This is a genomic window from Snodgrassella sp. ESL0324, from assembly GCF_013344955.1.
Lineage (GTDB): Bacteria > Pseudomonadota > Gammaproteobacteria > Burkholderiales > Neisseriaceae > Snodgrassella > Snodgrassella alvi.
Genome location: NZ_JAAEDS010000003.1, coordinates 13625 through 34618, shown reverse-complemented (window position 1 = coordinate 34618; position 20994 = coordinate 13625). Strand labels below are relative to the sequence as shown.

Below are 20994 nucleotides of genomic sequence, written 5' to 3'. Positions count from 1 at the left end.
CCTACTAATTTAAAACATTTACAACTTCGAATATTTGCCATCGTATGCCTACGAAACGTAGGCGGCATACGTTTCTTATGCCTACGTTTTGCGGGTAACTATTTTCATTATTTCATCCCCTTAAAACGCAACGCAGAATCAAGTTTAACTATAACAAGATTGGCAATATGCCTTTGTAGTGCCAACTCAAGAATTTCTATTACTTCTATTGCTTCAGTATCCTCGGTATCTAACGCTCGCTTTCCGCCTAATTTTTTTATCAGAATAGATAAAAATCGATTCGTTTCTGTATCAACAAATTTATATAATGTTTGCCATATCATCATTGCTGCATCTATTTTTTTCTGATGCCCCTTCAAATATCCATGTTCTGTCAGTTCACAATTAAACAAAGTAGTGCAAAATTTAAGCAGACTACTGTGATAAGGCTGACAACTTATGAAGCCATATTTTTCAGGATCAACAGATACTATATTCTCGCAATTATTATATTTATTTATTTTAATCAATTGATTAATTAATTTTTTATTAATTCTGTCTATGTTGATGTTATTAATTAACTCAAGGCAAGGCTCTACATCTTCGATTTTTCCCCAGTATTTGCCACCATATTGCAAATTAATTCTGTCAAACAAGTACATATATAAGACATAAGCATTATAGGAGAATGCATCACAATACTCTAAACTGCGTTTGTGTAAGGTGATGTTCTTGATACTAGCCTGAGAATTCCAGTCAATCACTCTTCTAACGGCAAAATAGCAATCACCTGCAAGCTCTACTAATATTGGGTGGCCTACAAATTCCATTTGAAGTTTAGTAATACCTCCTTGTGACCTCTGTGGCTGTAGTTGTATTGCACTTTTAAATACTTTTTCAACACAGATATTTGCTAGTTTTCTCGCTAAATTCTTACGTATTCCAAAGTCAACTCTAAGCATTCCTATTCTTGTTTTATCATTTTTTTTATAGTTAATCTCTATGACTAATTCACGAATTCTGCCTAGAATTTCAACCATTTTCTTTAAGGGTGTTTTTTCATCAAATGTAAGCAGTTGCTTAATATCTTTTACATCCTCAGTGGTAATTTGGTTATTCATTTTCACTTCCTGTCTATGGTCGCAGTGGTCTATTGATGTATACATGTTTTCTCCATAGCCGGCTTAATTTGCATCTGTATCTATCTCTATGAAAAACGTTACTGGCTTTTTTAATTCTTTTATTCCGCATATAGGGTTAACCCATACAGGCTGCTTTGAATGCTGAGCCTTTAGTGCATACAGAGGTGCGATCAGGTTATTTAATATTACGATAGCAATATCCAGCAGCCATGAAAGGTGATATCTATGGTGTATTTCCGGATTTTCAAAATTTGGATTGATGTATATAGGGCAAAACAAAAACCAGCCAGTGTGCGTAAAGTCAACTCTTTTAAATTCCATTTTTCTACCTCAGTTTATTTGTATCAGATTATTTGCATTCAATAGCAATTGCGTCCTCAGTACGCCCTCTGCGTGGTACAGGTTCGCAGTTTCTGCATCCAGTATCGTTGTTCTTCTATCCGCCTCATCATGGCAGGCACTGCATGCATACGCGCCTAATAGATCACTGGGTTTAATTCCGGTACCGCAACTACCTGCCAGCCTGTAATGAGCGAAAACCACTGTTTCAGGATTGCCGTTACAAATACCGGGCATGCGCACCTGACATTGCTGTCCTCGTGCTGATCGGGTTATTTTGCTCATGATTAATTTCCTATAGATAAAAGCTCATCAATAGCCTGCTGCGCCTCATCTTCACTAGAGAAGCGGTTACATAAAATCATGTTCCAGCAAACGGTGAAGCAGGCTTGATAGAAGGCGTTAAACTCGTTCTGATCCATACTGGCAAAACTGATTGATTTAGGCTCTTTCACCACACCAGCCGGTGTAACACAAATATTAAAATATCCGGCTTCAATAGTTAGCCAGCGACGAAATGAATTAATGTCTTTGTCTATAACAGGTAGTTTTTCGGCGCGCTTTTTAGCCAGTAAGTTAAGTGCTTCCTCTGCGGCTTTAACAATAATGCCTTTATTACCGGCGAACTTATCCAGCCTCTTTGCTACCCACAGCACCACAGCCCGTTCTTTAGGGGTGATAACTCCGCCTGCCGGTTGCCAGTAATCAAAAGCAAAAGGCAGTAAGCCACCAAAAAATAAACGGTGATGAGGCAGGCTCCGGTCTTTTTGTCTTGTTACTTGTATCTTTACCGGTTGACCTACTTTAATTCCTTTGAATCTATCGGCATCAATTGCTGTAGCTGGTCGGAAGCTGCCATCAACCGCCTTAACTGCTACTATTTCCATGATTAAAATTCCTCAATGCTCCAGCCTCCGCCGTTCTTCTTGGCTTGGCGTTTTATTGCAATAAATTTAAACAGGAACGTAGCATTTGTACTTAATGTCATTTTTTCTTCCATTTGTGATTTTTAATTTCTCTTTTAAGATTTTGAATTTTTAAAATAAACTCTCTTTTGCATTCTTCATCGAATTTCAATAAAAAATAGAAAAATGGAATGCTGATAAACGGCACAAGCAGAATAGGCACCAGCACAGACACCAGAACAAAAGCTACAAGATAATCAATTAGTTTAATTACAATCCTTTTAATATTTTCCGGTTTAAAAAAATCTAGAATTCGTCCAGATAAATCTTTTAATTCATACAAAATATTAATCAGAAAATTTTTAAACCAACGGGTTAAGCTTAAACAAACATTTATTGAATAAATTACCCATGCAAGACAGGCTAATCGTATTAAATACATTTTTTTTACCTGCTATTCCGTTATGGCTTTTATAAGCCCGCTAAGTGCCATTTTTCATCATGAGCACAAATGCCAAATCCGAGTGCCGCCATTTCGTGGGGAACATATTCGCCTTTATTATTTTTTTCTCTTAGCGTCCAGTGACGGCAAGCTATACAGGTATTTTCAGCCACGATGTGATCCCCAGTGAAAAACAAGCACTTCTCCGCCACCCTCTTTTAACCGGTCAAAGATTCGCTGACCAAGTGCTTCTCTGACCTGTGCCTGATTAAGGTTGCTGATAACAATGGTTGATTTCTTGTTTTGATAACGGGCATTAAAAACATCAAACAACGCCCGGCTTTCTGCGTCTGAGCCAGATTGAATGCCTACCTCGTCAACTATCAGAAGGTCGTAATTTCCAAAGGCTTCGATAACTTCCGTTTCTGAATATTTGGCGTTATAGCCTTTCGATTCTCTGACCAGTCTGTTGATTTCTGAAACACTGGTGAATCTTGCTGTACCGCCATATTCTTTAATGACAAGTGAAGCCACCGCGCAGGCAAGATGAGATTTTCCGGTACCTGTATCTCCAATCATTACGATACAGCGTCCAGAATGCTCCTGAGATGGTTTAGACTCCTCAGAAGATGGTTTAAATTCCTCAGAAAAGGCAACAACACGGTTGAATACCTCTTCTTGGTTATCGTTATCTTCGCTCAATTGATAATTATCGAACGTTTTGTCTTGAAAACGTTTTGGAATACCAGATTTGCCTAGAAGCTCATCAATCCGCCTGCTTTTACGTTTTTCCGCTTCTTCCTTTAGCTTAGTATTTTCATCTGCAATTCGTTGTTCTTCGTTTTCACGTTCGCAATCAGGGCACTTAGTTATCCTGCCGTTCTTGTATGTTGTTTGTATATATTCGCCATGAATGCTGCATAGGGCTGTATTTTTCCCAGTCTCAACAAACTGCGGGAAATTAGCCATCATTTTGCTTACTTGTGTTAAACCTACAGCCATGCCTGTACTCCTCCCTCCGTATGCTCCGGAATTTCTTTAACGCTAGGCTTAGGGTTGTTTTTAACGCTTGGCTTAGTTGATTGAGTTTGATTATGGCTTTCGAATAACCACGAAGCAGAAAACCCTTGCCAGTTTCTTTCTATGCATATTCGTAAAGCATTCTCAAGCGTTAACTTAGCCTTATTCGCTTCTCGTTTGATTCCATCTAACGCCGTTTGAGTGAGAGGCGCATTTTTTGCTTTGCGTATAGCAATAAAATCACTGGCAATCTGTTCATCTATGCCTTCAGCCAAGAGTAGCTTCATGCCTTCATTCCAATTTTTCTGATTTATGGCTTTTTTGGCTTTTTTGGCTGTTTCGGGTTTTTCGGGTTTATTTATATTTTTATTATTATTATTCTTTTCTTTGTTAGAAGTATTAGTATTTATTAATACACAGGGATTTTCCCCGTCGGGGATTTCGCCTGTCGGGGATTTTACCTGTTTGGGATTTTCCCTGTTTGGGATTTTCCCTGTTTGGCTTTTTTCCTGTTTGGGTTTATCCCCATCGGGGATTTCACCTGTTGGGCTTTTTGCCTCTTCGGGATTTTCCCTATTGGGATTTTCGATTAAATCATTACTGGCAGCCTCGGAGTTTGTAATTTGCGGAGTATCATAAACTAAATAATCAACCTCACCAGTCGATCTTCGTTTCATGATTACATAGCCTGCTTCCTTCAACTCTTTCAGCATTGCGTATAACGCATCTGTTTTTGAATGTTTCCGGCAGCCTTTAGTTTCATTTTCCAGAGCTTTAACAATTACTGACCAGTCATCCGGTTTTGAAAGTAAAGTACACAACAATCCTCTGGCATCAAAAGATAATTTGCCGGGCTGAAAAATTATATTACCAACCACCGTAAATTTATCCTCACGCTTTGTTCTAACTACAGCCATAGCAAGGCCTCATTTATTTCTTAAAAATTTGTATTTGAGCTTTATTGCGGCAGGTATACCGCGTCTAGTCCAATTACTTACTCGTCTAACTCCATTAAGTGAATCAAATCCACACATTTGAGCGACTACTGTTATGCCGCCAAGTTTGTGAATCAGTTCTTTATCTTTTTGTGCACTCATAGCTCACCTGTAGTTTTAGTTTTTTTTAATTAAACACCATGACTAGAATTTTGACAACAGTTTGACCATTTTTTTTGGTCACTATGATTAATTTCAATGCTCATTATGCTATAATTTGTTTAACAACATAACGTTTAAATGTGCAACAATTATAGGAGTTAAACAAGTAAATAGACGAGTTAGCATGGATAAAAAAATGCACGAATCAGCGGTAAGACTTTATGAAGCTGCGGCAAAAAACTACAACCTACACAAGCAAAGTGAATTAGCTAATGCACTTGGAGTTGTTCAACAATCAATTTCAAACTGGGAAAAGAGAGGAATTTCAAAACAAGGATTACTGCTGATTCAGAAAAAATTGAAAATAAATGCGGATTGGTTAGCTTCAGGAGTTGGTGATGAATTAATTATTGATAATGCAAACGACGGAATTAATAAACAATCTAATATAGGATTATATGGTGATGTATTTCTGTATGATGAAAATTCGCCTCTTTCAGGAGAGTATGTGATGATACCTCTATATCATGATACTTATACACTAGACACAAACACTGGTATTTATGCTTATCAATTTAATCAATCTGATTTTCAATTGCCTTGCTCCAAAGAGTTATTAAAAAAAGTGGGCGTTCAAAAAGAAAATGTAGTGTGTATAACAGTTACTGGTAGTAGCATGGAGCCTGTTTTAAAAGATGGATCGATTATCGCTATAGATACATCCAGCAAAATTATTAAGGACGGAAAGATTTATGCGATTAAACAGGGAAACCTTGTAAGAATCAGAAAATTATATAGAATCGCAAGCGATATCTTAAAAATTAGCTGTTACAATCAAGAAGATAAAGCATATGCTGATGAATTGGTAAAAATAGATGAAATAGAGATTATTGGTACAGCCTTTTGGTGGTCTGTAGTTCAAAGTATTTAAAATCAATCATATATATTACCCAAGCCGCCTAAAGCGGCTTTTTTGTTGTACTGAAAATCAAAAGAAACAACACTAAATCAACAAAACTGTAAAATTAAATAACTCATAAAAACAACGTATTGATTAAAACAAAAATAAAATTTTTAAAAAAATGTTGTTTTTTAAAACAACATAGCGTTTAATATATTCATCAAACGATTTAATCAACTCAGTTGATTAGTTTTATTCATAGCATTATCCGCATCGGCTCAGGGCAGCGGAATATAAAAGCCTGAGGCAAGTTTAAAAGCTTGCTGGCAAGCCGTTAAGCCTTAGCGGGCGGCCGAAACAAAATTCGTAAGCTCTCGTAGGGCTTACAGACAGAAAAGTCTAAAAATCCAAAGAACTTTATGAAAGGACATAGATTTAAAATATTAAAAATATTAATTTTGTAGTTTATATCTGGATGACAAATTCCCAGATATAGCAGTTATCAATTAGTTTTATTTGAGTAGTTGAATTCAGTTTAAAAATCGTAGCGCATTTATCAATGGTAAGTGCGCTTTAGTTTTTAAACTCGTAGCAGTCATTTTAAACCCTGCTATCACTTAGATATATTTGAAAGGAGTTAGTTATGTTGGAAATTACTGAGTCGCATAAAGAAAAAAATATATATCCAGTTGCTCGCAGAAGTCTGGACTATAGATATGTTATCTTATTCTTTTCAGAACAAGATGGGGTAGTTATTGATCCTGCTGATTCCGGAGCAAACCCCGGAGACAGGTATACTGTTCATTATCCTTGTAATAATCCATTTTGGGAACCTGTAGATATCACAATTACAGGTTAAGACAATCCCATTATCAATAATACAAAATCACACTAAACAATCCAGCAAAGCCCAAAAATCGCAGCGCATTCAATTAGTAAATTGAGTGCGTTTTAGTTTTTGAGCTTATAAAAATCAAAGGAGTAAGAAAAATGTTACAAGTTTACAACCCTGATCCACCCGGATACCGGGAAATGATGCAGTATGAAGAAGATTCGCAAAGAGCAAGTGACGCAGCCGAAGAAAAGAAACAAGAAATACTGGAAGAGCTTGAAGACGATAAGATGGTAAAGATCGCAGCGGAAGCTTATGGTGAATTGTATCGTACAAAATATTCTGGTGAAGCGGACAGGATTATAAATGAAATAGTTAAGGCAATTGGATCGGGCTGCAATAAAGAGATGACAGTAGGAGAACTAATAAGCAATCTGTCATCGGAAGCAGAAAAAATAGTAACTGATTATATTTTCACGCATGCTAATTAAATCAAAAGCCAGCCAAAACGCTGGCTTTATTATTTAAAGGCTTAAAAAATGGAAGCTAAAAAAGAAGAGCTGATAATTACCCGTGAATGGCTTAAAGAAATGAAAGCTTGTAAAGTTGAGCTTCAAGCTTTTGAACAGTATTTCCCTAATGGCGGGGAAGCTTTAGAAGTACTAAAGCGATGTGAAGAGTTAGATTATAAGAGTTTTGCAAGGTGGTTAGTATATCACTTGCCTCCTATTTATCCACCTTTAGTACTTAATAATTTAATAGGTAATCTTTTTTACCCCAATGATGTACATATTAAAGGCGAGATTTCTACTCAAGAGGTTATTTACATCAAAGGAAATCTTAAGGTAGACGAGAAATTAACAGTCAACAAATATGGGAAAGTCTGCTCAGGTAAAGGCTGTGTAAATGCTGATGAGATTGATATTAGTGGATATGCATGGATTCATTCAGATACTAAAGCTAACTCTATTATCATGAGTTATTGTGCTGGCATTCACGGTTGTGTTATAGCTGATAATATTAACCTAAGCGGTATTGCTGAGATTTTAGGAATTACTAAAGCTAAGGTTATTAATTTTAAAGGCGGTTTTATCACTGGCGATGTTGATGCTGATGAAATCATCAACGATGGTGGAATAATAAAAGGAAACGTTAACACTATTAAAATTAAAAATATCAATGGTGGTCAGATACGTGGAGATGTTGATGCCGATGAAATTATCAACGATGGCGGATTGATTAGGGGAGACGTTAACACTTTCACCATTGAAAATATTAATGGTGGTAGAGTTAAAGGAAAGATTTCTTATAAAAGTCCTGATGAACATAAATAAAGCCAGCCGGAAAGCTGGCTTTTTAATTAAGGTTTACAACCTGAAATAAGAAAGGAATTGAAATGAGTGAACAAGAAATCCTAAGTAAATTAGCTAATAAAGAAGATTTAACACAAGAAGAAATTGAACTTATGTTGTGGGAGTTCAAAGAAGTTCAAAGCAATATTATTGATACTAGGCATTGGGATACTACTATTTCCGCCATCTTAGAGGTAGATAAAGATCTATATTATGAGGTAACCAGTTGTGTACCGAATAACGCCGAGGACATTGAATACCAACAACCCCGTAGAGTTAAAAAAGAAACGGAACCTGTTGAATCTTTTGTACGTTGTGAGGATTAACTTATTAATTATTAAATTGAAATATAGCCACTAAACAGTGGGCTTTAATTTTGAACTTAGGCTAATCAATCCAAGCACATTTAAACAAGTGTGCTTGTGTGGATTAGTAGGCATGCCAGCATTTAACTGGCATTTTTAATTAATATTGAGACAATATATGTTTGCTGTTTATGGAAAATCATTACAAAAAGAAAGAACCAGAAAGTATAGATGTTGCAAATACAAAATATCAGATGAAACAGCAATGCGGGCGTTTAAGAAAGATACTGGAGCGTATCAGATATCTCCAAAGTATTCATCTGAAGAACTGTGTTTAGAATTTATTAAATTAGCAAACTTATACCCAGAAGTTAGATGTTTATACATTGCTAAATTAGACAGAGTAAAAAACGAAAAAGGCCAAGTCATTATCAATGAAAAAACAGACAAACCAAAAATGAAATACTTCCGATTTAAAGATATCCCTACTCAATAATTTAACCCATGTAACAGCAACAACGAGGGAGTTGTACATGATTAAAAATTCTATAACTGCATTTATTGCAGTTTTTTTAATGTCTGCTTCTCTTTCAGTATCCCCTGCCTTGTCTGACAAGGAGCAATTAGAGATGCGGCGCAGTTATACGGCTAGGCAAATGCAGCAGAAAGAATACCAGGCAGATCTGGAAGTAAAACGGTTAGCGGATACATATGCGCGCATGAGTGATAGCGAACGCATGAAAGGTGATGCAGAGCTTAAATAATTATAGGTTTATTCGGTTATCACCCCGCCCAGCACGCAGGTGGCGGAAAAAACAGCGTGCAGTGCATGGCTGGAGTCTCCAGCCCAGTTGAATGTGCCGACTAGCCGCCGTAAGCGGCCATTCGAATAATCAAATTTAAGGAGAACTACACAATGCTGAAATGTCCGTACTGCGGCAAAGATGCAGCGTTAGTAACTGGTGACAAAATCTACCCTCACCGCCCGGATTTATATGATCGCAATTTTTGGTTATGCGCTGCCTGTGATGCTTATGTAGGCTGCCATAAAAAAGGCGCACATGTCCGCAATGCAGGTAAAAGTGACGGCACTCTCCCCTTGGGTAGTCTCGCTAATGCAGAACTAAGAAAATGGAGGTCATATGTCCATAGTATTCTAGATCCATTGTGGCAAACAAAAAAACTAAAACGAGGAGATGTTTACAGAATACTAGCAAAACACCTGAACATCAGGATCAGTCAATGCCATGTCGGACTATTTAACGAAGATAGATGTAAGCAAGCCATTAAATTTTTAAACGAACGATTCCCAGCCAGCTAAATAGCTGGTTTTTTATTGGAGAATTAATAATGAGTAATAGTCCTGCCGTACAAAAAGCAATTAATATCAAGGCATTTCTGCAACTGCCTGCTACACAGAAAAAAATACAAGAGCTGGTAGATAAAAACTCTGCAAGCTTTGCAACATCAATCATGCAGATTGTTAACAGTAATCCAATGCTGCTTAATGCCGAACCCATGTCAATTTTTAATGCGGCATGTATGGCCGCAACGCTTAACCTGCCAATTAATAATAATCTCGGTTTTGCGTACTTGGTACCTTATAAGAACTCTAAAACAGGGCACGTTGAAGCCCAGTTCCAATTGGGTTACAAGGGATTTATTCAGCTTGCGCAGCGTTCCGGGCAATTTGAACGGCTGGTGTCTCTTCCTGTTTATAAAGATCAGCTAATAGAAAAAGATCTTATCAAAGGATTTAAATTTAACTGGTCGATTGATCCGGACGAAAAAGAACAGCCAATCGGGTTTTATGCTTACTTCAAGCTAATAAACGGCTTTACTGCTGAGCTGTATATGTCAAGAGAACAAATTGACAAGCATGCCAAACGTTACAGCCAGTCATACAGAAAAAATTCCGGAGTATGGGCTGATAATTACGAGCAAATGGCTTTAAAAACAGTAACCAAATTACTGTTATCAAGACAAGCACCTTTGTCTATTGAAATGCAAAAAGCTGTTTTATCCGATCAGTCTGTAATTGAAAATGTAACTGAAGAACACTTTGACTATCTGGACAATCAAACTGGCGTCCTTGACCTGTCAATGCCGGTAGATGATGAATTAATGAAAAAAATCATTGATAACATCACGACCGGAGAGCTTGAAAAAGATGAAGTCCTAAACGGTAAATATGAATTTACACCTGAACAACGGGCAATTATTGAGGAGCTTTAATATGGGAAATTTAAAAATACGGTGCTCAATGATTAGCCAGATCATTGGCGATAGCAGAACTAAAAGCAGTCCGCTTTCAGATACAGCTAAATTCTGTTTAATGAATTTAGCCAAAGAATCTTTATTCGACTTTACTAAATTCCAAGGCAGTAAGGAAACGGAAAAGGGAAAGGTGCTTGAAAATACGGCAATTCAGGCAAGCGGGCTGCATCGCTGTAAAAAATATACAAAAAATGAGACGCGCTTAGAAAATGACTGGATCACAGGTGAATGTGATATTTATGACCCTAAAGAACGTTTAATTATTGATACAAAATGTTCTTGGGATATAGGCACTCACCCATTTTTTATTGAAGAAGCGCATAAAAAGGCAGAAAAAGCAGGATATATCTATCAGATGCAGGGTTATATGTGGCTATTTGATTGTGATAAAGCTGATATAGATTTCTGGCTATTCCCCTGCCCTGAAAATCTGCTGGGCACTTACGATAATCCGGCCATGTTGATTGATGCGGTTGAAGATATTCCTATCACTAAGAGGTTAACAACGGTCACGGTAACAAGAGATGAAAAAATAATCGAAAAGATTAAAGAGAAAGTCGAAATTTGCCAGGAATATTATGACTTGCTGCTAAAACAGGTAGCATAAAAGGATTTCATTATGTCTGTTAATAAAGTAATTCTAGTTGGTCGTCTTGGGCGCGACCCTGAAACACGATATATGCCCAATGGCGACGCTATAACAAATTTCTCGCTAGCTACTGATGAACAGTGGCGTGACCGTAATGGAGAACGCCAAACACGTGCAGAGTGGCATAACGTATCCCTGTACGGCAAACTGGGAGAAATAGCTAACCAGTACCTGAGAAAAGGTAGCCAGGTGTTTATTGAGGGCAAAATTCAGAGCCGTAAATATACCGATAAAGATGGTATCGAACGCATGGCATACAATATTATCGGCAATGAAATGAAAATGCTGGGTAATCGTAATGATGGTTCTGATTCTGGCAATAATAACGCTGCACCGCCTACATCGAACCCACCGCCAGAGGCACCACGCCGGCAACCACCTCAACAAACACCAACAACCCCTCCAATAGATGATATTGAGGACGATATCCCGTTTTAAATAATACAGATAAGACATAGCCAGCACCTAGCTGGCTTTTTTAATTAAGAAATCTAAAAAGGAATGAAACATGACAGATAACCAAGATACTGAAAAATACCTATTAGATAAGATTAATAATGGTGAAGACCTAAATGATTCTGAGCTTACCTTATTAGTAACTACCTTCTCATATATAGTACATACAAATGGAATAGCAGTCTTCTCTGAAGACACATCCACTATCGCAAAATTGTCAAACAGGTATTTTTATTTAGATTATGAACTCGGGACTGATTCGTATAGCAGAGAAACATCGTATACATTTTTTGAACAGCCTGTAGAAGTGCATCTAGAAATTCGTACAGAGGAACATGAACGTTGGGTTGATTCCTCTGGGCAAGTTCTTCTTTAAAGCTAGCTATTAGCTGGTTTTTTATATGGAGTAAAGACAAATGGATACTATCGAAACACGCAAACAAAATGAGCAGGAATTAAAATTCGATATTGTTTATTCATATTATTTTGAAAAATTCATGAATAAATTTTATTCACGGCTTGATAAGCTAATATTATTTATTCTGATGGTTTTGGCTATCATCACAATAACCGGCACATCTAACATTGTGATCATTGGCTCAGTATCCGCTATCCTGATATTTGTTTTAATTGTCTCTCAAGCCGGTGCCCGTGCTCAGGCGACTAAAATCATATACCAAGAGTATTTTAACCTGTATCAGAATTTCGATAACGCAGATATAGACACCATTAAAAGACGGTTTAGAGCGATTCAAGAGAAAGATAACGAAGAAATTAACTGCCTTGCCTATCCTGCCTATGCAGCGACTGCGGAGCATTTAGGAATGACCTCGGATAACGGTTATAAAGAATTACACAGAAAATTAAGTCTGCTTGAAAAGCTGTACGTATTGTTTATTGGTGAAACAATAGAGTATGAATTTAAAAAAATCTAATCCCTATATCAAAATCAAACAGTAACAACGTTGTCGCTAATCCAGGCCAGCTAATTGCTGGCTTTTATTTTGGAGAATAAAAATGGAAGCTAAAAAAGAAGAGTTCATAGTTACCGAGAAATGGCTTGAAAAAATAGGGACTTGTGAAGCTGAGCTTCAAGCTTTTGAACAGCATTTCCCTAATGGCGGAGAGGCTTTAGAGGTATTAAAGCGATGCGAAGAGTTAGGTTATAGAGATCTTGGGGAATGGTTAGTAGATCACTTACCTCCCACTTATCCACCTTTAGAGCTTAATACTTTAATAGATAGTCTTTTCTACCCCAATGATGTCCATATTAAAGGCGATGTTTCTATTCAAGGATTTATTCACATCAAAGGTATTCTTAAGATAGATGGGAAATTAACAGTCAAAAAATATGGGGAGGTCTACTCGGGTAAAGACTGTGTAAATGCTGATGAGATTGATCTTAGTGGAAATGCATATATTCACGCACGAATTAAAGCTAATCGTATTGACATGCGTGGTGAAGCTATCATTTCAGGGGATACTAAAGCTAAAGTTGTTAATCTTGATGGTGGCCGAATCTACGGTAATGTTGATGCAGATGAGTTATACAACGATGGCGGTTACATCAGTCAAAATGCCAAAGCCGATAAAGCTACACTAATTAATGGTGGGAATATTGGCGGTAATATTGCCTTCAAGTGTTTATCTACTGATAGCAATTTTTATGCCCAGATATTCAGAGCTAGCTAACCGCTGGTTTTTTTTATTGGATATCAAAGTATGGCTATCGATTATTATTATAATGAAACTGAATTGGTGCTTGCTCTAGAAGATACGGAAAATCATTTATTTTATCAATTCTATATAGATGATCAAAACAAAATGTTTTTTCAAACACTAAATAGTGCCGAGCAAGTAATAGAAAAAAATAGATATTTTCCTGAGTTCCTAAAAAACTATAAGTTTGTTTGGGTAGAGGATGGTGAAATAGAAAACAAAGTTATCACAATACATGTGCGATTAGAAAATCCTGATCAGGTTACGTATAGCATTTGGAAATCTCACAACTTGAGCGAATGGGTACAGCTTACAAATGAAGAAGTTAAGGCTTTTTACAAGCGACAGGGTGATTAATAAAACTAGTTTGAGGTGTGGTTGGACACCGCCCAGCACGCAGGTGGCGGAAGTAACAGCATGCAGTACATGGCTGGAGTCCTTTCCAGTTGAATGTACCGACTAACCGCCGTAAGCGGTTTATTATGAACCAAACTTTGAGAAAGAGCTTGAAAATGCCAGAAAAAATTAATGTTCCTTATAGTCGAAAAACCGAAGTTCAATTTTTCAAGCTAAGCAATGATGAAATTTTTATTGGTTATTTCGACGACCTAGAAAAATATCTTAAAGATAATGATTGTTCATGCTTAGAAACACTTAACCCAGAGTTAGAGATTGAATGTGATGATGGGACTAAAAAGAAGCTATCAGCATTAGCAATAAAGTACAACGGAAAAATTCTTCCTAGGCAAGTCCTTTACTGGGAAATATAGATGTTTGCATAAAATTCATCAATAACCGCTTTATGCGGTTTTTTTTACAGCCGCTTTATGGAGTAGAAAATGACAAAGGATAAAACCAAAACATTAAGCTCATCTGATAGCTCAAATGTGACAATACATTTAACTATTAAGCATAAAAATCATAATATTGAGTTAACTCTTAATAAACATCAATTTAATCCTAAAACACTGGCTAAAGAGTTAAGCATTTTCATAGCTTCAATAACAGAATGAAATTCTGAAATTTAAGTCTAGATTAAAAAAGTTTTAACATGCGAAAAAAAAATAGAAAAAAGAAATTACGTTTTTCTGATACCTTTCTGGATCTAAATATAACAAGGTTGGCGGCTCCTCATATTCCCAGTGCTAACCCACATCTGACTATGCCCAATGGGATCATAATGCTCAAAGGGATTAGTGGTTTAATGAAAGATGATGACAAAATATTTATTAATCTGTTTCTGAAAGAACGTGTCAGCGAATTAAAAGCCGGAAATATTAGCAATATCAATTTTTCAAGGTTAGTAAATACTTTGTATATGACCTATCGTTTATCCAGTTATTTTCTGGAAAACAATAGATGTAAGGAAGAGAAAGTAATTGAAGCAATGCGTGATCTAGGCACCAGATCATTTAATGCCACATCGTCAGTATTACAGGACTTGTCCCGAAGACGTGAACAAAATGGTCGTTATGTTGCCAGTGGTGACAATATCGTCAGCATTGAATCAATTATCTCTGTATTGGACAGTATTATTGAAATTACCACGATAGGTGAATGGTATACCGTGTGGCACAAGATTGTTCTGGAATTAATGGAACTGGACAGAGAAAACATCAAAAAACAGCGGGCCGCATAAATCAATAAATAGAGCCTAAAGAGGGTCAAGAAATGGCAGGAACTCTAGGTCATAACATTCAGTTAAATTTATTCCCAGCAATAATGCAGGAATATTGTCAGGCAACAGATGAATTAAGTAATTCAGAGCTTTACCAAAAAATTGAAGAAAAATACGGTGGTGGTCTTTTTGGCCACTATTCTTTTATCGGCAAGACAAATGAAAAAGTGGATGTTCTCAAACATAGAATCCGCTGGTATCAGCAAACATTGAAACATACTGGTGTGATAGAACGGGTCGACCGTGGTGTTTGGCGAATGATCCGGCAGACACGGGAATCATTAACTGAGATTGATGATAACTATGCTTTATTGGGATTTTCAACAAATCTTGGCATTGCAGTAATTAGCAAATGCCAGACTTTTTTTAGCCGATTTGACGAGCCTATTCATCTGATTCTGACTTCACCACCCTACCCGCTACAAAATCCGCGAAAGTACGGGAATGTTGATGAATCGCAGTATGTTGACTGGTTGTGCTCAACTATTGAGCCGGTAGTAGCCTGTATGTCACCTGGAGGAAGTCTGTGCCTGAATATTAGTAATGATATTTTTCTCAAGGGTTCACCGGCCAGATCCTTGTATCGTGAAAAACTGGTGATTTCTTTATGTGAACGCTTAGGGTTATTCAAACTTGATGAGTTGATTTGGGAAAACCCGTGTAAACCACCAGCACCCTTGCAATGGGCTAGTAAAAGCAGAGTTCAGTTAAATGTCGGTTGGGAACCAGTGTACTGGTTTACTAATGATCCGAAGAAGTTGCGCAGTGACAATCGCAGGGTTTTACAACCTCATAAAACTGCACAGCAAAAGCTAATTTATAGCGGAGGTGTAAACAAAGTAGCGATAAACAGTGACGGTGCATATCGAAAAAATATCGGTGCATACAGTAACCCGACATCAGGCAGTATTCCACGCAATGTTATCAGACAGGTTCATGATCCTCATGGTATAGCTGCACTGAAAAAACGCTGTAATGATCTGGGAATACCAGTTCATGGTGCAATGATGCCAATTAATCTGGCTGAATTTTTGATTAAGTTTACTACCCAGCCAGATGATCTGGTCGCTGATCCTTTTGCCGGTTCTCAAACCACAGCACTTGCTGCTGAAAGATTAAATCGCCGTTGGGTCACAACTGAGATGCACAAAGAATACGTTCAAAATGGATTTGAACGTTTTAAAATGAATCGTTAAGGATAAATAATGTCTAATTTTTATTTTAATCAAATTTCTATTTATTTAATCAATACCGATAACCTACCAAATTTCGAAACAATTGATGAGAAGCTAGCAAAAGCACAATTTCAACCCTGTACGGGACTGGAGTGGTCCAGTATAGGATTTACTAATCCTGTAGACTTTACATCAGATATGGTATTTCCAGCACAAAACACCATACGAATTGCTTTGAAAAAAGAAGAAAAGGTATTACCGTCAACAGTAATTAACGATCTTCTTAAGGAAAAAATCAATCTGATCCGTGAAGTTGAAGGGCGAAAAGTAGGCCGTAAGGAAAAGCAGGAATTAAAAGACACCATTACTGATGACTTGTTACCTCGTGCTTTTACTAAAAGTAATAATACTGATGCAATTATTGATACAAAGCGTGATTATTTATTAATCAATCAGGCTACAACTAGTCGTGCTGAAATAGTGCTTACGAAATTACGTGAAGCACTGGGTGGAGTGGAAGCAAAGCTGCCACGTACTAAACAGTCGCCTGGTAGTCTGATGACGGAATGGCTGTTAAGAGGAGATGCAGCCGGTCATTTTGAGCTGGACTGTGATTGTGAATTAGTAGGACTAGGTGATAATGCGCCTGTAGTTCGAATTAAGCATCATGATTTAACTGCTGAAGAGATCACTAAGCTCCTTCACAGCGGTAAAGTAGTGACGCAACTAGGGTTGAGCTGGAACGACAGGGTTCGCTTTGTCCTGACAGATAATTTTACTCTTAAGCGAATTCAGTTTCTGGATATCATTCAGGAAGAAGCGTCTGGACAAGCTGATGATGATCAGAGCTTAGCCTATGCATCACAAATACTGATGGCTGAAGCTTTGGGCGAATTACTGGATGAACTGGTTTCCTATCTTGGCGGCTGGGTTTTGAATTAAACTTCTAAAGGTTAAATATGAGTATTAAATCAGACAAATGGATACGCCGTATGAGTGAAGAGCACGGCATGATTGAACCGTTTGAACCTAATCAGATTAAACAGCTAAACGGTGAAAAAATCATTTCCTATGGTACTTCCAGCTATGGCTACGATATTCGCTGCGCACGTGAATTCAAAGTTTTTACTAATATCAACAGTACCATTGTTGACCCGAAAAATTTTGATACGCGTAATTTTGTAACTGTTGAAGACGACTTTTGCATCATTCCGCCTAACTCGTTTGCTTTGGCACGCACTGTGGAATATTTCCGTATTCCGCGCAATGTCCTTACTGTGTGTCTGGGTAAATCCACTTATGCACGTTGCGGTATTATCGTTAATGTCACGCCATTTGAACCAGAATGGGAAGGCTATGTAACTCTGGAGTTTTCCAACACTACACCGCTACCGGCAAAGATTTATGCTAATGAAGGCGTGGCCCAGGTACTTTTCTTTGAAAGTGATGAAGAATGCGCTACTTCTTACAAAGATAGAGCTGGTAAATATATGGGACAACGTGGTGTAACACCTCCAAGGGTATAAAAAGCTACGTCAATCATTTATTAGATTTCTTAAAGTGAAAGTTTCAGTGATGAATAATTCAGAAACATATGATAAAAACATGGCTATATTACATAACAGTGGACTAACTCACTCAGGTAACAGTCATGGTGTACGTATCAAAACTAACGCGGGTAATATCGTGTTTTACCCTACTTCAAATAAATACGTTTATAAAAACAAATCTTACTCAGGTAATGCTAACGATGTAATTGAGTTTATCAGACGTATATAGTGGCTATATTTTAGAGGGAAAAACAAAATGCAAATTAAAAAAGGAGCAACAAGGGTAGTAATTATACTTAAAAAGTATGTTATTAAAATTCCTCGTTTCAAAACGATGCGATCGTTTAGTAATGGATTAAGCGCAAATTTGTACGAAAAAGAATTTTCAGAATTTTTATTTCCTTATGTGAGCCCTACAATTTTTAGTTTGTGGGGCTTTTTAAATATCCAATATAAAGTATCAGTCACTAATCAAGAGGCTGAATTGAATATATGGATCAAAAATTTAGGATCTATTAAATGTGAATCTCAACGTAAATATTTAATTAATTATGTGGAATTAAAAACAGACAGTATTGGATATCTAAATAATAAGATTGTGGCTTGTGATTATGGCTAATAAATACTTTGAATTAAATTATAGAACTTAAAACCAGCTCCTAGCTGGCTTTTTAATTGAGGTTTATAACCTGCAATAAAAAGGAATTTGAAATGAGTGGACAAGTTAATTATTTAGTAGAGGCGCCTGAGTTAGGGCAAGAATATTATGTTTTGTGTATTGAGCCAGAACCCTATTATGTATTATACAATTGGAGAGGTTTCTTTTTTGAAAAAGAACGACTTACCCTGCATAGAATTTATCCAACTAAAGAGGATGTTGAAAGGGCTAGTGAATTCGTAAAGAACTTCTACATATCGCATAAAGAACAATTAAACTATTTGAGATCTGAACCTGAGCCCGGAACCGAAGTATGGTATGGCGATGGTGGCAGTTCGATTGACATAACATATACAAATTTTGACCCTGAAAATATTTTTCACCAAGACTTATTAAATTACTTCGAACTTTATGGAACTCGTGAGGACTTAATAAAAGACAAAAATCTAATAACCGAAGCCTTAGAAGAGGAATACAAAAAAGCTCACTAAACAGTGGGCTTTAATTTTAAGGAGATTATTTTGAGTACAAATAACTTTGAAAATCAGATTTTCCCTCGTAAGTCCAAAAATGGGCGCACGCAAATTGATGGGGATCATCATTTTGATGACCCCTGCTATTAATTAACCCACCAGTATAATTAGAATACAAGGGAATAAGATGTCAACCTTTATTCAAATTCTTAATATTTTAAATGATAACCTACTATCCATTGGATTAATAATTTTTAGTCCTGCTATTTATCAACTTGTTCGTACTATTACACTCTTTTTAGTGTGGAAATTTGCAGTAAATCAAAACAACATTATTGTGATTGAATACTATCCGAACAGGGAATTTAAAAGAGTGACCCTATCCAAGCCGGATAAGACTAAAAAACCTGAACCAGATAAACAATAACTAGCCAGCAATTAGCTGGCTTTTCATTTAGAGAGATTAATATGATCAATACTTGCCTATTTGGTGATGCCGAGCAATGCCTAGAATCTCTTTTACCTGAGTATGCAGGCAAAATACAAATGTGCGTTACCTCGCCGCCCTACTTTGGGCTGCGCGACTATGGTTTACCTGGTCAAATCGGTATAGAAGATACCGTGGAAGAGTATGTACAAAAGCTTGTTAGCGTATTTGATATTGTATGGGATTTACTAGCCGATAATGGTACCTTGTGGCTGAATTTAGGCGATAGCTATGCAGGAAGTGGCAAAGGACGATATAGCGATAATCGGGCTTATCCTACTGGAATGCAGGCTGCAAATAAAGGCAATGTATCAGGCAAGCTTAAGAAAACTCCATTGTCTGGGAATTTAAAGCCTAAAGATTTAATTGGAGTTCCTTGGCGGGTGGCATTCGCCTTACAGAATAAAGGTTGGTATTTGCGTCAAGATATTATCTGGAACAAGACAAATCCTATGCCTGAGCCCGCAACAGACAAGTGCACCAGAGCGCATGAATACATTTTTTTATTATCTAAGGAAAGGAAATACTATTTTGATTATAAAGCCATCAGAGAACCAACCGTATACCTTAAAAATCAAGAACGAAATAAAAGAAGCGTATGGACATTAGCTACACAAACTACACACATCAAACATCATGCGGCATTTCCTCCTGATTTAATCACTCCTACTATTTTAGCAGGTAGCAAAGAAGGGGACATCGTTTTAGATCCTTTCATGGGTAGTGGTACCACGGCAGGCGTTGCTGCTGGGTTAAAAAGGAACTGGATCGGCTGCGAGTTGAATGAAGAAAACAAAGATATTCAAACGGACAGAATCATCAAATTACAAACCAAAATACGAAATGAAAACAGCCAGCATATGCTGGCTTTTAATTACAACCAATGAAATACAGTATGAAAGATAAAAAAATTACCCATAAATGGCTTAAATGGCATGGTGCTTGTGAAGATAAACTCAACGCTTTTAACGAACAATATCCTAACGGTGCAGGAGCTTTAGAGGCTATAACGTTTTACTTATATTTAGGCTATCAAGATTTTGCCTCACGGATAGTAGATAACTTACCTTTCAAGGAGACACCCTTAAAATTTGAGAATGCACAAGGAGGAGACATTTTTTACCCTGGTAATGTTTATATAAACGGTACTGTTAATTCCATTAATAAGATATACATTAAAGGGAATCTTAATGTTAAGAAACAACTTATCGTTAAAGATAAAGAAAATATTTATGCTAAATCCGTTGAAGCTAAGAAAATTGACATTAGTGATAGAGCTTTTATTTATGCAAACTGCGTGAATGCTAACACAATAGATATTAGCAAAGAGGCCCTAATTTACGCTCAAATTGAAGCCAAAATGATTATGCTTTTAGGGGGACATATTAGAGGAAATGTAGAAGCAAAAACAATACATAACAATAAAGGTCTAATCTTTGGTGATGTTAAAGCTGATGAAGTCAAATTAATTAATGATGGAAAAATATCAGGAAATATTCAAACTCAACATTTATCGAGATACACCGTAAAACCTCGTCTTTACTAATGATATAAACAT

Annotated in this window: 35 protein-coding genes; 26 read left to right on the top strand and 9 right to left on the bottom strand. The window is 36.8% G+C overall.

Going from position 1 to position 20994, the window contains the following annotated elements; all coding sequences use genetic code 11:
• Positions 1-107 precede the first annotated feature (107 nt).
• The 9 genes from GYY70_RS00655 to GYY70_RS00615 all read right to left on the bottom strand — a co-directional run bounded on the left by GYY70_RS00655 (position 108) and on the right by GYY70_RS00615 (position 4924).
• Positions 108-1100 carry a hypothetical protein gene (locus tag GYY70_RS00655; RefSeq protein WP_174830890.1) on the bottom strand — a complete coding sequence of 331 codons (993 nt, stop codon included), beginning with the start codon at positions 1098-1100 and terminating at the stop codon, positions 108-110.
• A 63-nt stretch (positions 1101-1163) separates the two neighbouring features.
• A complete protein-coding gene (locus tag GYY70_RS00650; RefSeq protein WP_174830889.1) occupies positions 1164-1442 on the bottom strand; it encodes a hypothetical protein in 279 nt (92 codons plus the stop codon).
• 9 nt (positions 1443-1451) lie between these two features.
• Positions 1452-1745 (bottom strand): DUF1364 domain-containing protein, encoded by a 294-nt coding sequence (locus GYY70_RS00645; protein WP_174830888.1) that lies wholly within the window; start codon positions 1743-1745, stop codon positions 1452-1454.
• A gap of 2 nt (positions 1746-1747) precedes the next feature.
• Positions 1748-2347 carry a DUF1367 family protein gene (locus GYY70_RS00640; RefSeq protein WP_174830887.1) on the bottom strand — a complete coding sequence of 200 codons (600 nt, stop codon included), beginning with the start codon at positions 2345-2347 and terminating at the stop codon, positions 1748-1750.
• 97 nt (positions 2348-2444) lie between these two features.
• Positions 2445-2807: a hypothetical protein gene (locus tag GYY70_RS00635; protein ID WP_174830886.1), complete on the bottom strand. Its 363-nt coding sequence runs from the start codon at positions 2805-2807 to the stop codon at positions 2445-2447.
• A gap of 29 nt (positions 2808-2836) precedes the next feature.
• A complete protein-coding gene (locus GYY70_RS00630; RefSeq protein ID WP_174830885.1) occupies positions 2837-2980 on the bottom strand; it encodes a hypothetical protein in 144 nt (47 codons plus the stop codon).
• Positions 2973-3809 (bottom strand): ATP-binding protein, encoded by an 837-nt coding sequence (locus GYY70_RS00625; protein WP_174830884.1) that lies wholly within the window; start codon positions 3807-3809, stop codon positions 2973-2975. The genes GYY70_RS00630 and GYY70_RS00625 overlap by 8 nt, the downstream gene beginning before the upstream one ends.
• Positions 3800-4744: a hypothetical protein gene (locus GYY70_RS00620; protein WP_174830883.1), complete on the bottom strand. Its 945-nt coding sequence runs from the start codon at positions 4742-4744 to the stop codon at positions 3800-3802. Before GYY70_RS00620 ends, GYY70_RS00625 begins: the two co-directional genes overlap by 10 nt.
• A 9-nt stretch (positions 4745-4753) precedes the next feature.
• Positions 4754-4924, bottom strand: coding sequence for a hypothetical protein (locus GYY70_RS00615; RefSeq protein ID WP_174830882.1), 171 nt, complete (start codon positions 4922-4924; stop codon positions 4754-4756).
• Between the two features lie 196 nt (positions 4925-5120).
• On the opposite strand from GYY70_RS00615, the gene GYY70_RS00610 reads away from it, so the two are divergent.
• The 26 genes from GYY70_RS00610 to GYY70_RS00485 all read left to right on the top strand — a co-directional run bounded on the left by GYY70_RS00610 (position 5121) and on the right by GYY70_RS00485 (position 20982).
• Complete coding sequence (locus GYY70_RS00610) at positions 5121-5855, top strand: S24 family peptidase (protein WP_174830881.1); 735 nt, start codon at positions 5121-5123, stop codon at positions 5853-5855.
• Between the two features lie 613 nt (positions 5856-6468).
• Complete coding sequence (locus tag GYY70_RS00605) at positions 6469-6684, top strand: hypothetical protein (RefSeq protein ID WP_174830880.1); 216 nt, start codon at positions 6469-6471, stop codon at positions 6682-6684.
• Positions 6685-6815: 131 nt separating this feature from the next.
• On the top strand, positions 6816-7148 hold the full coding sequence (locus GYY70_RS00600; protein ID WP_174830879.1) for a hypothetical protein: 333 nt from the start codon (positions 6816-6818) through the stop codon (positions 7146-7148).
• A 48-nt stretch (positions 7149-7196) separates the two neighbouring features.
• Positions 7197-7991: a hypothetical protein gene (locus tag GYY70_RS00595; protein WP_100126567.1), complete on the top strand. Its 795-nt coding sequence runs from the start codon at positions 7197-7199 to the stop codon at positions 7989-7991.
• A 62-nt stretch (positions 7992-8053) separates the two neighbouring features.
• Complete coding sequence (locus GYY70_RS00590) at positions 8054-8335, top strand: hypothetical protein (RefSeq protein ID WP_174830878.1); 282 nt, start codon at positions 8054-8056, stop codon at positions 8333-8335.
• 157 nt (positions 8336-8492) lie between these two features.
• Positions 8493-8810: a hypothetical protein gene (locus GYY70_RS00585; protein ID WP_174830877.1), complete on the top strand. Its 318-nt coding sequence runs from the start codon at positions 8493-8495 to the stop codon at positions 8808-8810.
• A 37-nt stretch (positions 8811-8847) separates the two neighbouring features.
• Positions 8848-9078, top strand: a complete 231-nt coding sequence (locus tag GYY70_RS00580; RefSeq protein WP_174830876.1) for a hypothetical protein — start codon at positions 8848-8850, stop codon at positions 9076-9078.
• Positions 9079-9230: 152 nt separating this feature from the next.
• Positions 9231-9635: a zinc-finger-containing protein gene (locus GYY70_RS00575; protein WP_174830875.1), complete on the top strand. Its 405-nt coding sequence runs from the start codon at positions 9231-9233 to the stop codon at positions 9633-9635.
• A gap of 29 nt (positions 9636-9664) precedes the next feature.
• Complete coding sequence (locus tag GYY70_RS00570; RefSeq protein ID WP_174830874.1) at positions 9665-10549, top strand: recombinase RecT; 885 nt, start codon at positions 9665-9667, stop codon at positions 10547-10549.
• Between the two features lies 1 nt (position 10550).
• Positions 10551-11198, top strand: coding sequence for a translocation protein TolB precursor (locus tag GYY70_RS00565; RefSeq protein WP_174830873.1), 648 nt, complete (start codon positions 10551-10553; stop codon positions 11196-11198).
• Between the two features lie 12 nt (positions 11199-11210).
• Positions 11211-11678 carry a single-stranded DNA-binding protein gene (locus GYY70_RS00560; protein ID WP_174830872.1) on the top strand — a complete coding sequence of 156 codons (468 nt, stop codon included), beginning with the start codon at positions 11211-11213 and terminating at the stop codon, positions 11676-11678.
• Between the two features lie 70 nt (positions 11679-11748).
• Complete coding sequence (locus tag GYY70_RS00555) at positions 11749-12072, top strand: hypothetical protein (RefSeq protein ID WP_174830871.1); 324 nt, start codon at positions 11749-11751, stop codon at positions 12070-12072.
• A 40-nt stretch (positions 12073-12112) separates the two neighbouring features.
• Positions 12113-12631 (top strand): hypothetical protein, encoded by a 519-nt coding sequence (locus tag GYY70_RS00550; protein ID WP_174830870.1) that lies wholly within the window; start codon positions 12113-12115, stop codon positions 12629-12631.
• 82 nt (positions 12632-12713) lie between these two features.
• Positions 12714-13388: a hypothetical protein gene (locus GYY70_RS00545; protein WP_174830869.1), complete on the top strand. Its 675-nt coding sequence runs from the start codon at positions 12714-12716 to the stop codon at positions 13386-13388.
• Between the two features lie 30 nt (positions 13389-13418).
• Positions 13419-13772: a hypothetical protein gene (locus GYY70_RS00540; protein ID WP_037474712.1), complete on the top strand. Its 354-nt coding sequence runs from the start codon at positions 13419-13421 to the stop codon at positions 13770-13772.
• A gap of 125 nt (positions 13773-13897) precedes the next feature.
• On the top strand, positions 13898-14185 hold the full coding sequence (locus GYY70_RS00535) for a hypothetical protein (RefSeq protein ID WP_078475262.1): 288 nt from the start codon (positions 13898-13900) through the stop codon (positions 14183-14185).
• 69 nt (positions 14186-14254) lie between these two features.
• Positions 14255-14428 carry a hypothetical protein gene (locus tag GYY70_RS00530; RefSeq protein ID WP_174830868.1) on the top strand — a complete coding sequence of 58 codons (174 nt, stop codon included), beginning with the start codon at positions 14255-14257 and terminating at the stop codon, positions 14426-14428.
• Positions 14429-14466: 38 nt separating this feature from the next.
• Entirely contained in the window at positions 14467-15054 is a 588-nt protein-coding gene (locus GYY70_RS00525) for a hypothetical protein (RefSeq protein ID WP_174830867.1), read from the top strand.
• A 32-nt stretch (positions 15055-15086) separates the two neighbouring features.
• The gene (locus tag GYY70_RS00520; protein ID WP_174830866.1) at positions 15087-16289 is read left to right on the top strand and encodes a site-specific DNA-methyltransferase; all 1203 of its coding nucleotides are present in this window, start codon (positions 15087-15089) and stop codon (positions 16287-16289) included.
• 9 nt (positions 16290-16298) lie between these two features.
• Positions 16299-17210 carry a recombination-associated protein RdgC gene (locus GYY70_RS00515; RefSeq protein WP_174830865.1) on the top strand — a complete coding sequence of 304 codons (912 nt, stop codon included), beginning with the start codon at positions 16299-16301 and terminating at the stop codon, positions 17208-17210.
• Between the two features lie 17 nt (positions 17211-17227).
• Positions 17228-17794 carry a dCTP deaminase gene (gene dcd / locus GYY70_RS00510; protein WP_174830864.1) on the top strand — a complete coding sequence of 189 codons (567 nt, stop codon included), beginning with the start codon at positions 17228-17230 and terminating at the stop codon, positions 17792-17794.
• Between the two features lie 280 nt (positions 17795-18074).
• Positions 18075-18437 carry a hypothetical protein gene (locus GYY70_RS00505; protein WP_174830863.1) on the top strand — a complete coding sequence of 121 codons (363 nt, stop codon included), beginning with the start codon at positions 18075-18077 and terminating at the stop codon, positions 18435-18437.
• Positions 18438-18529: 92 nt separating this feature from the next.
• Positions 18530-18967: a hypothetical protein gene (locus GYY70_RS00500; RefSeq protein WP_174830862.1), complete on the top strand. Its 438-nt coding sequence runs from the start codon at positions 18530-18532 to the stop codon at positions 18965-18967.
• A gap of 169 nt (positions 18968-19136) precedes the next feature.
• Positions 19137-19376: a hypothetical protein gene (locus tag GYY70_RS00495; RefSeq protein WP_084562565.1), complete on the top strand. Its 240-nt coding sequence runs from the start codon at positions 19137-19139 to the stop codon at positions 19374-19376.
• Between the two features lie 41 nt (positions 19377-19417).
• Complete coding sequence (locus tag GYY70_RS00490) at positions 19418-20323, top strand: site-specific DNA-methyltransferase (protein ID WP_174830861.1); 906 nt, start codon at positions 19418-19420, stop codon at positions 20321-20323.
• Positions 20324-20331: 8 nt separating this feature from the next.
• Positions 20332-20982: a polymer-forming cytoskeletal protein gene (locus GYY70_RS00485; protein ID WP_174830860.1), complete on the top strand. Its 651-nt coding sequence runs from the start codon at positions 20332-20334 to the stop codon at positions 20980-20982.
• Positions 20983-20994: the final 12 nt, after the last annotated feature.

Coding starts and splice junctions, on each gene's coding strand:
- GYY70_RS00655 (WP_174830890.1), bottom strand. CDS start 1,100: ATGAATAACCAAATTACCACTGAGGATGTAAAAGATATTAAGCAACTG.
- GYY70_RS00650 (WP_174830889.1), bottom strand. CDS start 1,442: ATGGAATTTAAAAGAGTTGACTTTACGCACACTGGCTGGTTTTTGTTT.
- GYY70_RS00645 (WP_174830888.1), bottom strand. CDS start 1,745: ATGAGCAAAATAACCCGATCAGCACGAGGACAGCAATGTCAGGTGCGC.
- GYY70_RS00640 (WP_174830887.1), bottom strand. CDS start 2,347: ATGGAAATAGTAGCAGTTAAGGCGGTTGATGGCAGCTTCCGACCAGCT.
- GYY70_RS00635 (WP_174830886.1), bottom strand. CDS start 2,807: ATGTATTTAATACGATTAGCCTGTCTTGCATGGGTAATTTATTCAATA.
- GYY70_RS00625 (WP_174830884.1), bottom strand. CDS start 3,809: ATGGCTGTAGGTTTAACACAAGTAAGCAAAATGATGGCTAATTTCCCG.
- GYY70_RS00620 (WP_174830883.1), bottom strand. CDS start 4,744: ATGGCTGTAGTTAGAACAAAGCGTGAGGATAAATTTACGGTGGTTGGT.
- GYY70_RS00615 (WP_174830882.1), bottom strand. CDS start 4,924: ATGAGTGCACAAAAAGATAAAGAACTGATTCACAAACTTGGCGGCATA.
- GYY70_RS00610 (WP_174830881.1), top strand. CDS start 5,121: ATGCACGAATCAGCGGTAAGACTTTATGAAGCTGCGGCAAAAAACTAC.
- GYY70_RS00605 (WP_174830880.1), top strand. CDS start 6,469: ATGTTGGAAATTACTGAGTCGCATAAAGAAAAAAATATATATCCAGTT.
- GYY70_RS00600 (WP_174830879.1), top strand. CDS start 6,816: ATGTTACAAGTTTACAACCCTGATCCACCCGGATACCGGGAAATGATG.
- GYY70_RS00595 (WP_100126567.1), top strand. CDS start 7,197: ATGGAAGCTAAAAAAGAAGAGCTGATAATTACCCGTGAATGGCTTAAA.
- GYY70_RS00590 (WP_174830878.1), top strand. CDS start 8,054: ATGAGTGAACAAGAAATCCTAAGTAAATTAGCTAATAAAGAAGATTTA.
- GYY70_RS00585 (WP_174830877.1), top strand. CDS start 8,493: ATGTTTGCTGTTTATGGAAAATCATTACAAAAAGAAAGAACCAGAAAG.
- GYY70_RS00580 (WP_174830876.1), top strand. CDS start 8,848: ATGATTAAAAATTCTATAACTGCATTTATTGCAGTTTTTTTAATGTCT.
- GYY70_RS00575 (WP_174830875.1), top strand. CDS start 9,231: ATGCTGAAATGTCCGTACTGCGGCAAAGATGCAGCGTTAGTAACTGGT.
- GYY70_RS00570 (WP_174830874.1), top strand. CDS start 9,665: ATGAGTAATAGTCCTGCCGTACAAAAAGCAATTAATATCAAGGCATTT.
- GYY70_RS00565 (WP_174830873.1), top strand. CDS start 10,551: ATGGGAAATTTAAAAATACGGTGCTCAATGATTAGCCAGATCATTGGC.
- GYY70_RS00560 (WP_174830872.1), top strand. CDS start 11,211: ATGTCTGTTAATAAAGTAATTCTAGTTGGTCGTCTTGGGCGCGACCCT.
- GYY70_RS00555 (WP_174830871.1), top strand. CDS start 11,749: ATGACAGATAACCAAGATACTGAAAAATACCTATTAGATAAGATTAAT.
- GYY70_RS00550 (WP_174830870.1), top strand. CDS start 12,113: ATGGATACTATCGAAACACGCAAACAAAATGAGCAGGAATTAAAATTC.
- GYY70_RS00545 (WP_174830869.1), top strand. CDS start 12,714: ATGGAAGCTAAAAAAGAAGAGTTCATAGTTACCGAGAAATGGCTTGAA.
- GYY70_RS00540 (WP_037474712.1), top strand. CDS start 13,419: ATGGCTATCGATTATTATTATAATGAAACTGAATTGGTGCTTGCTCTA.
- GYY70_RS00535 (WP_078475262.1), top strand. CDS start 13,898: ATGAACCAAACTTTGAGAAAGAGCTTGAAAATGCCAGAAAAAATTAAT.
- GYY70_RS00530 (WP_174830868.1), top strand. CDS start 14,255: ATGACAAAGGATAAAACCAAAACATTAAGCTCATCTGATAGCTCAAAT.
- GYY70_RS00525 (WP_174830867.1), top strand. CDS start 14,467: ATGCGAAAAAAAAATAGAAAAAAGAAATTACGTTTTTCTGATACCTTT.
- GYY70_RS00520 (WP_174830866.1), top strand. CDS start 15,087: ATGGCAGGAACTCTAGGTCATAACATTCAGTTAAATTTATTCCCAGCA.
- GYY70_RS00515 (WP_174830865.1), top strand. CDS start 16,299: ATGTCTAATTTTTATTTTAATCAAATTTCTATTTATTTAATCAATACC.
- dcd (WP_174830864.1), top strand. CDS start 17,228: ATGAGTATTAAATCAGACAAATGGATACGCCGTATGAGTGAAGAGCAC.
- GYY70_RS00505 (WP_174830863.1), top strand. CDS start 18,075: ATGCAAATTAAAAAAGGAGCAACAAGGGTAGTAATTATACTTAAAAAG.
- GYY70_RS00500 (WP_174830862.1), top strand. CDS start 18,530: ATGAGTGGACAAGTTAATTATTTAGTAGAGGCGCCTGAGTTAGGGCAA.
- GYY70_RS00495 (WP_084562565.1), top strand. CDS start 19,137: ATGTCAACCTTTATTCAAATTCTTAATATTTTAAATGATAACCTACTA.
- GYY70_RS00490 (WP_174830861.1), top strand. CDS start 19,418: ATGATCAATACTTGCCTATTTGGTGATGCCGAGCAATGCCTAGAATCT.
- GYY70_RS00485 (WP_174830860.1), top strand. CDS start 20,332: ATGAAAGATAAAAAAATTACCCATAAATGGCTTAAATGGCATGGTGCT.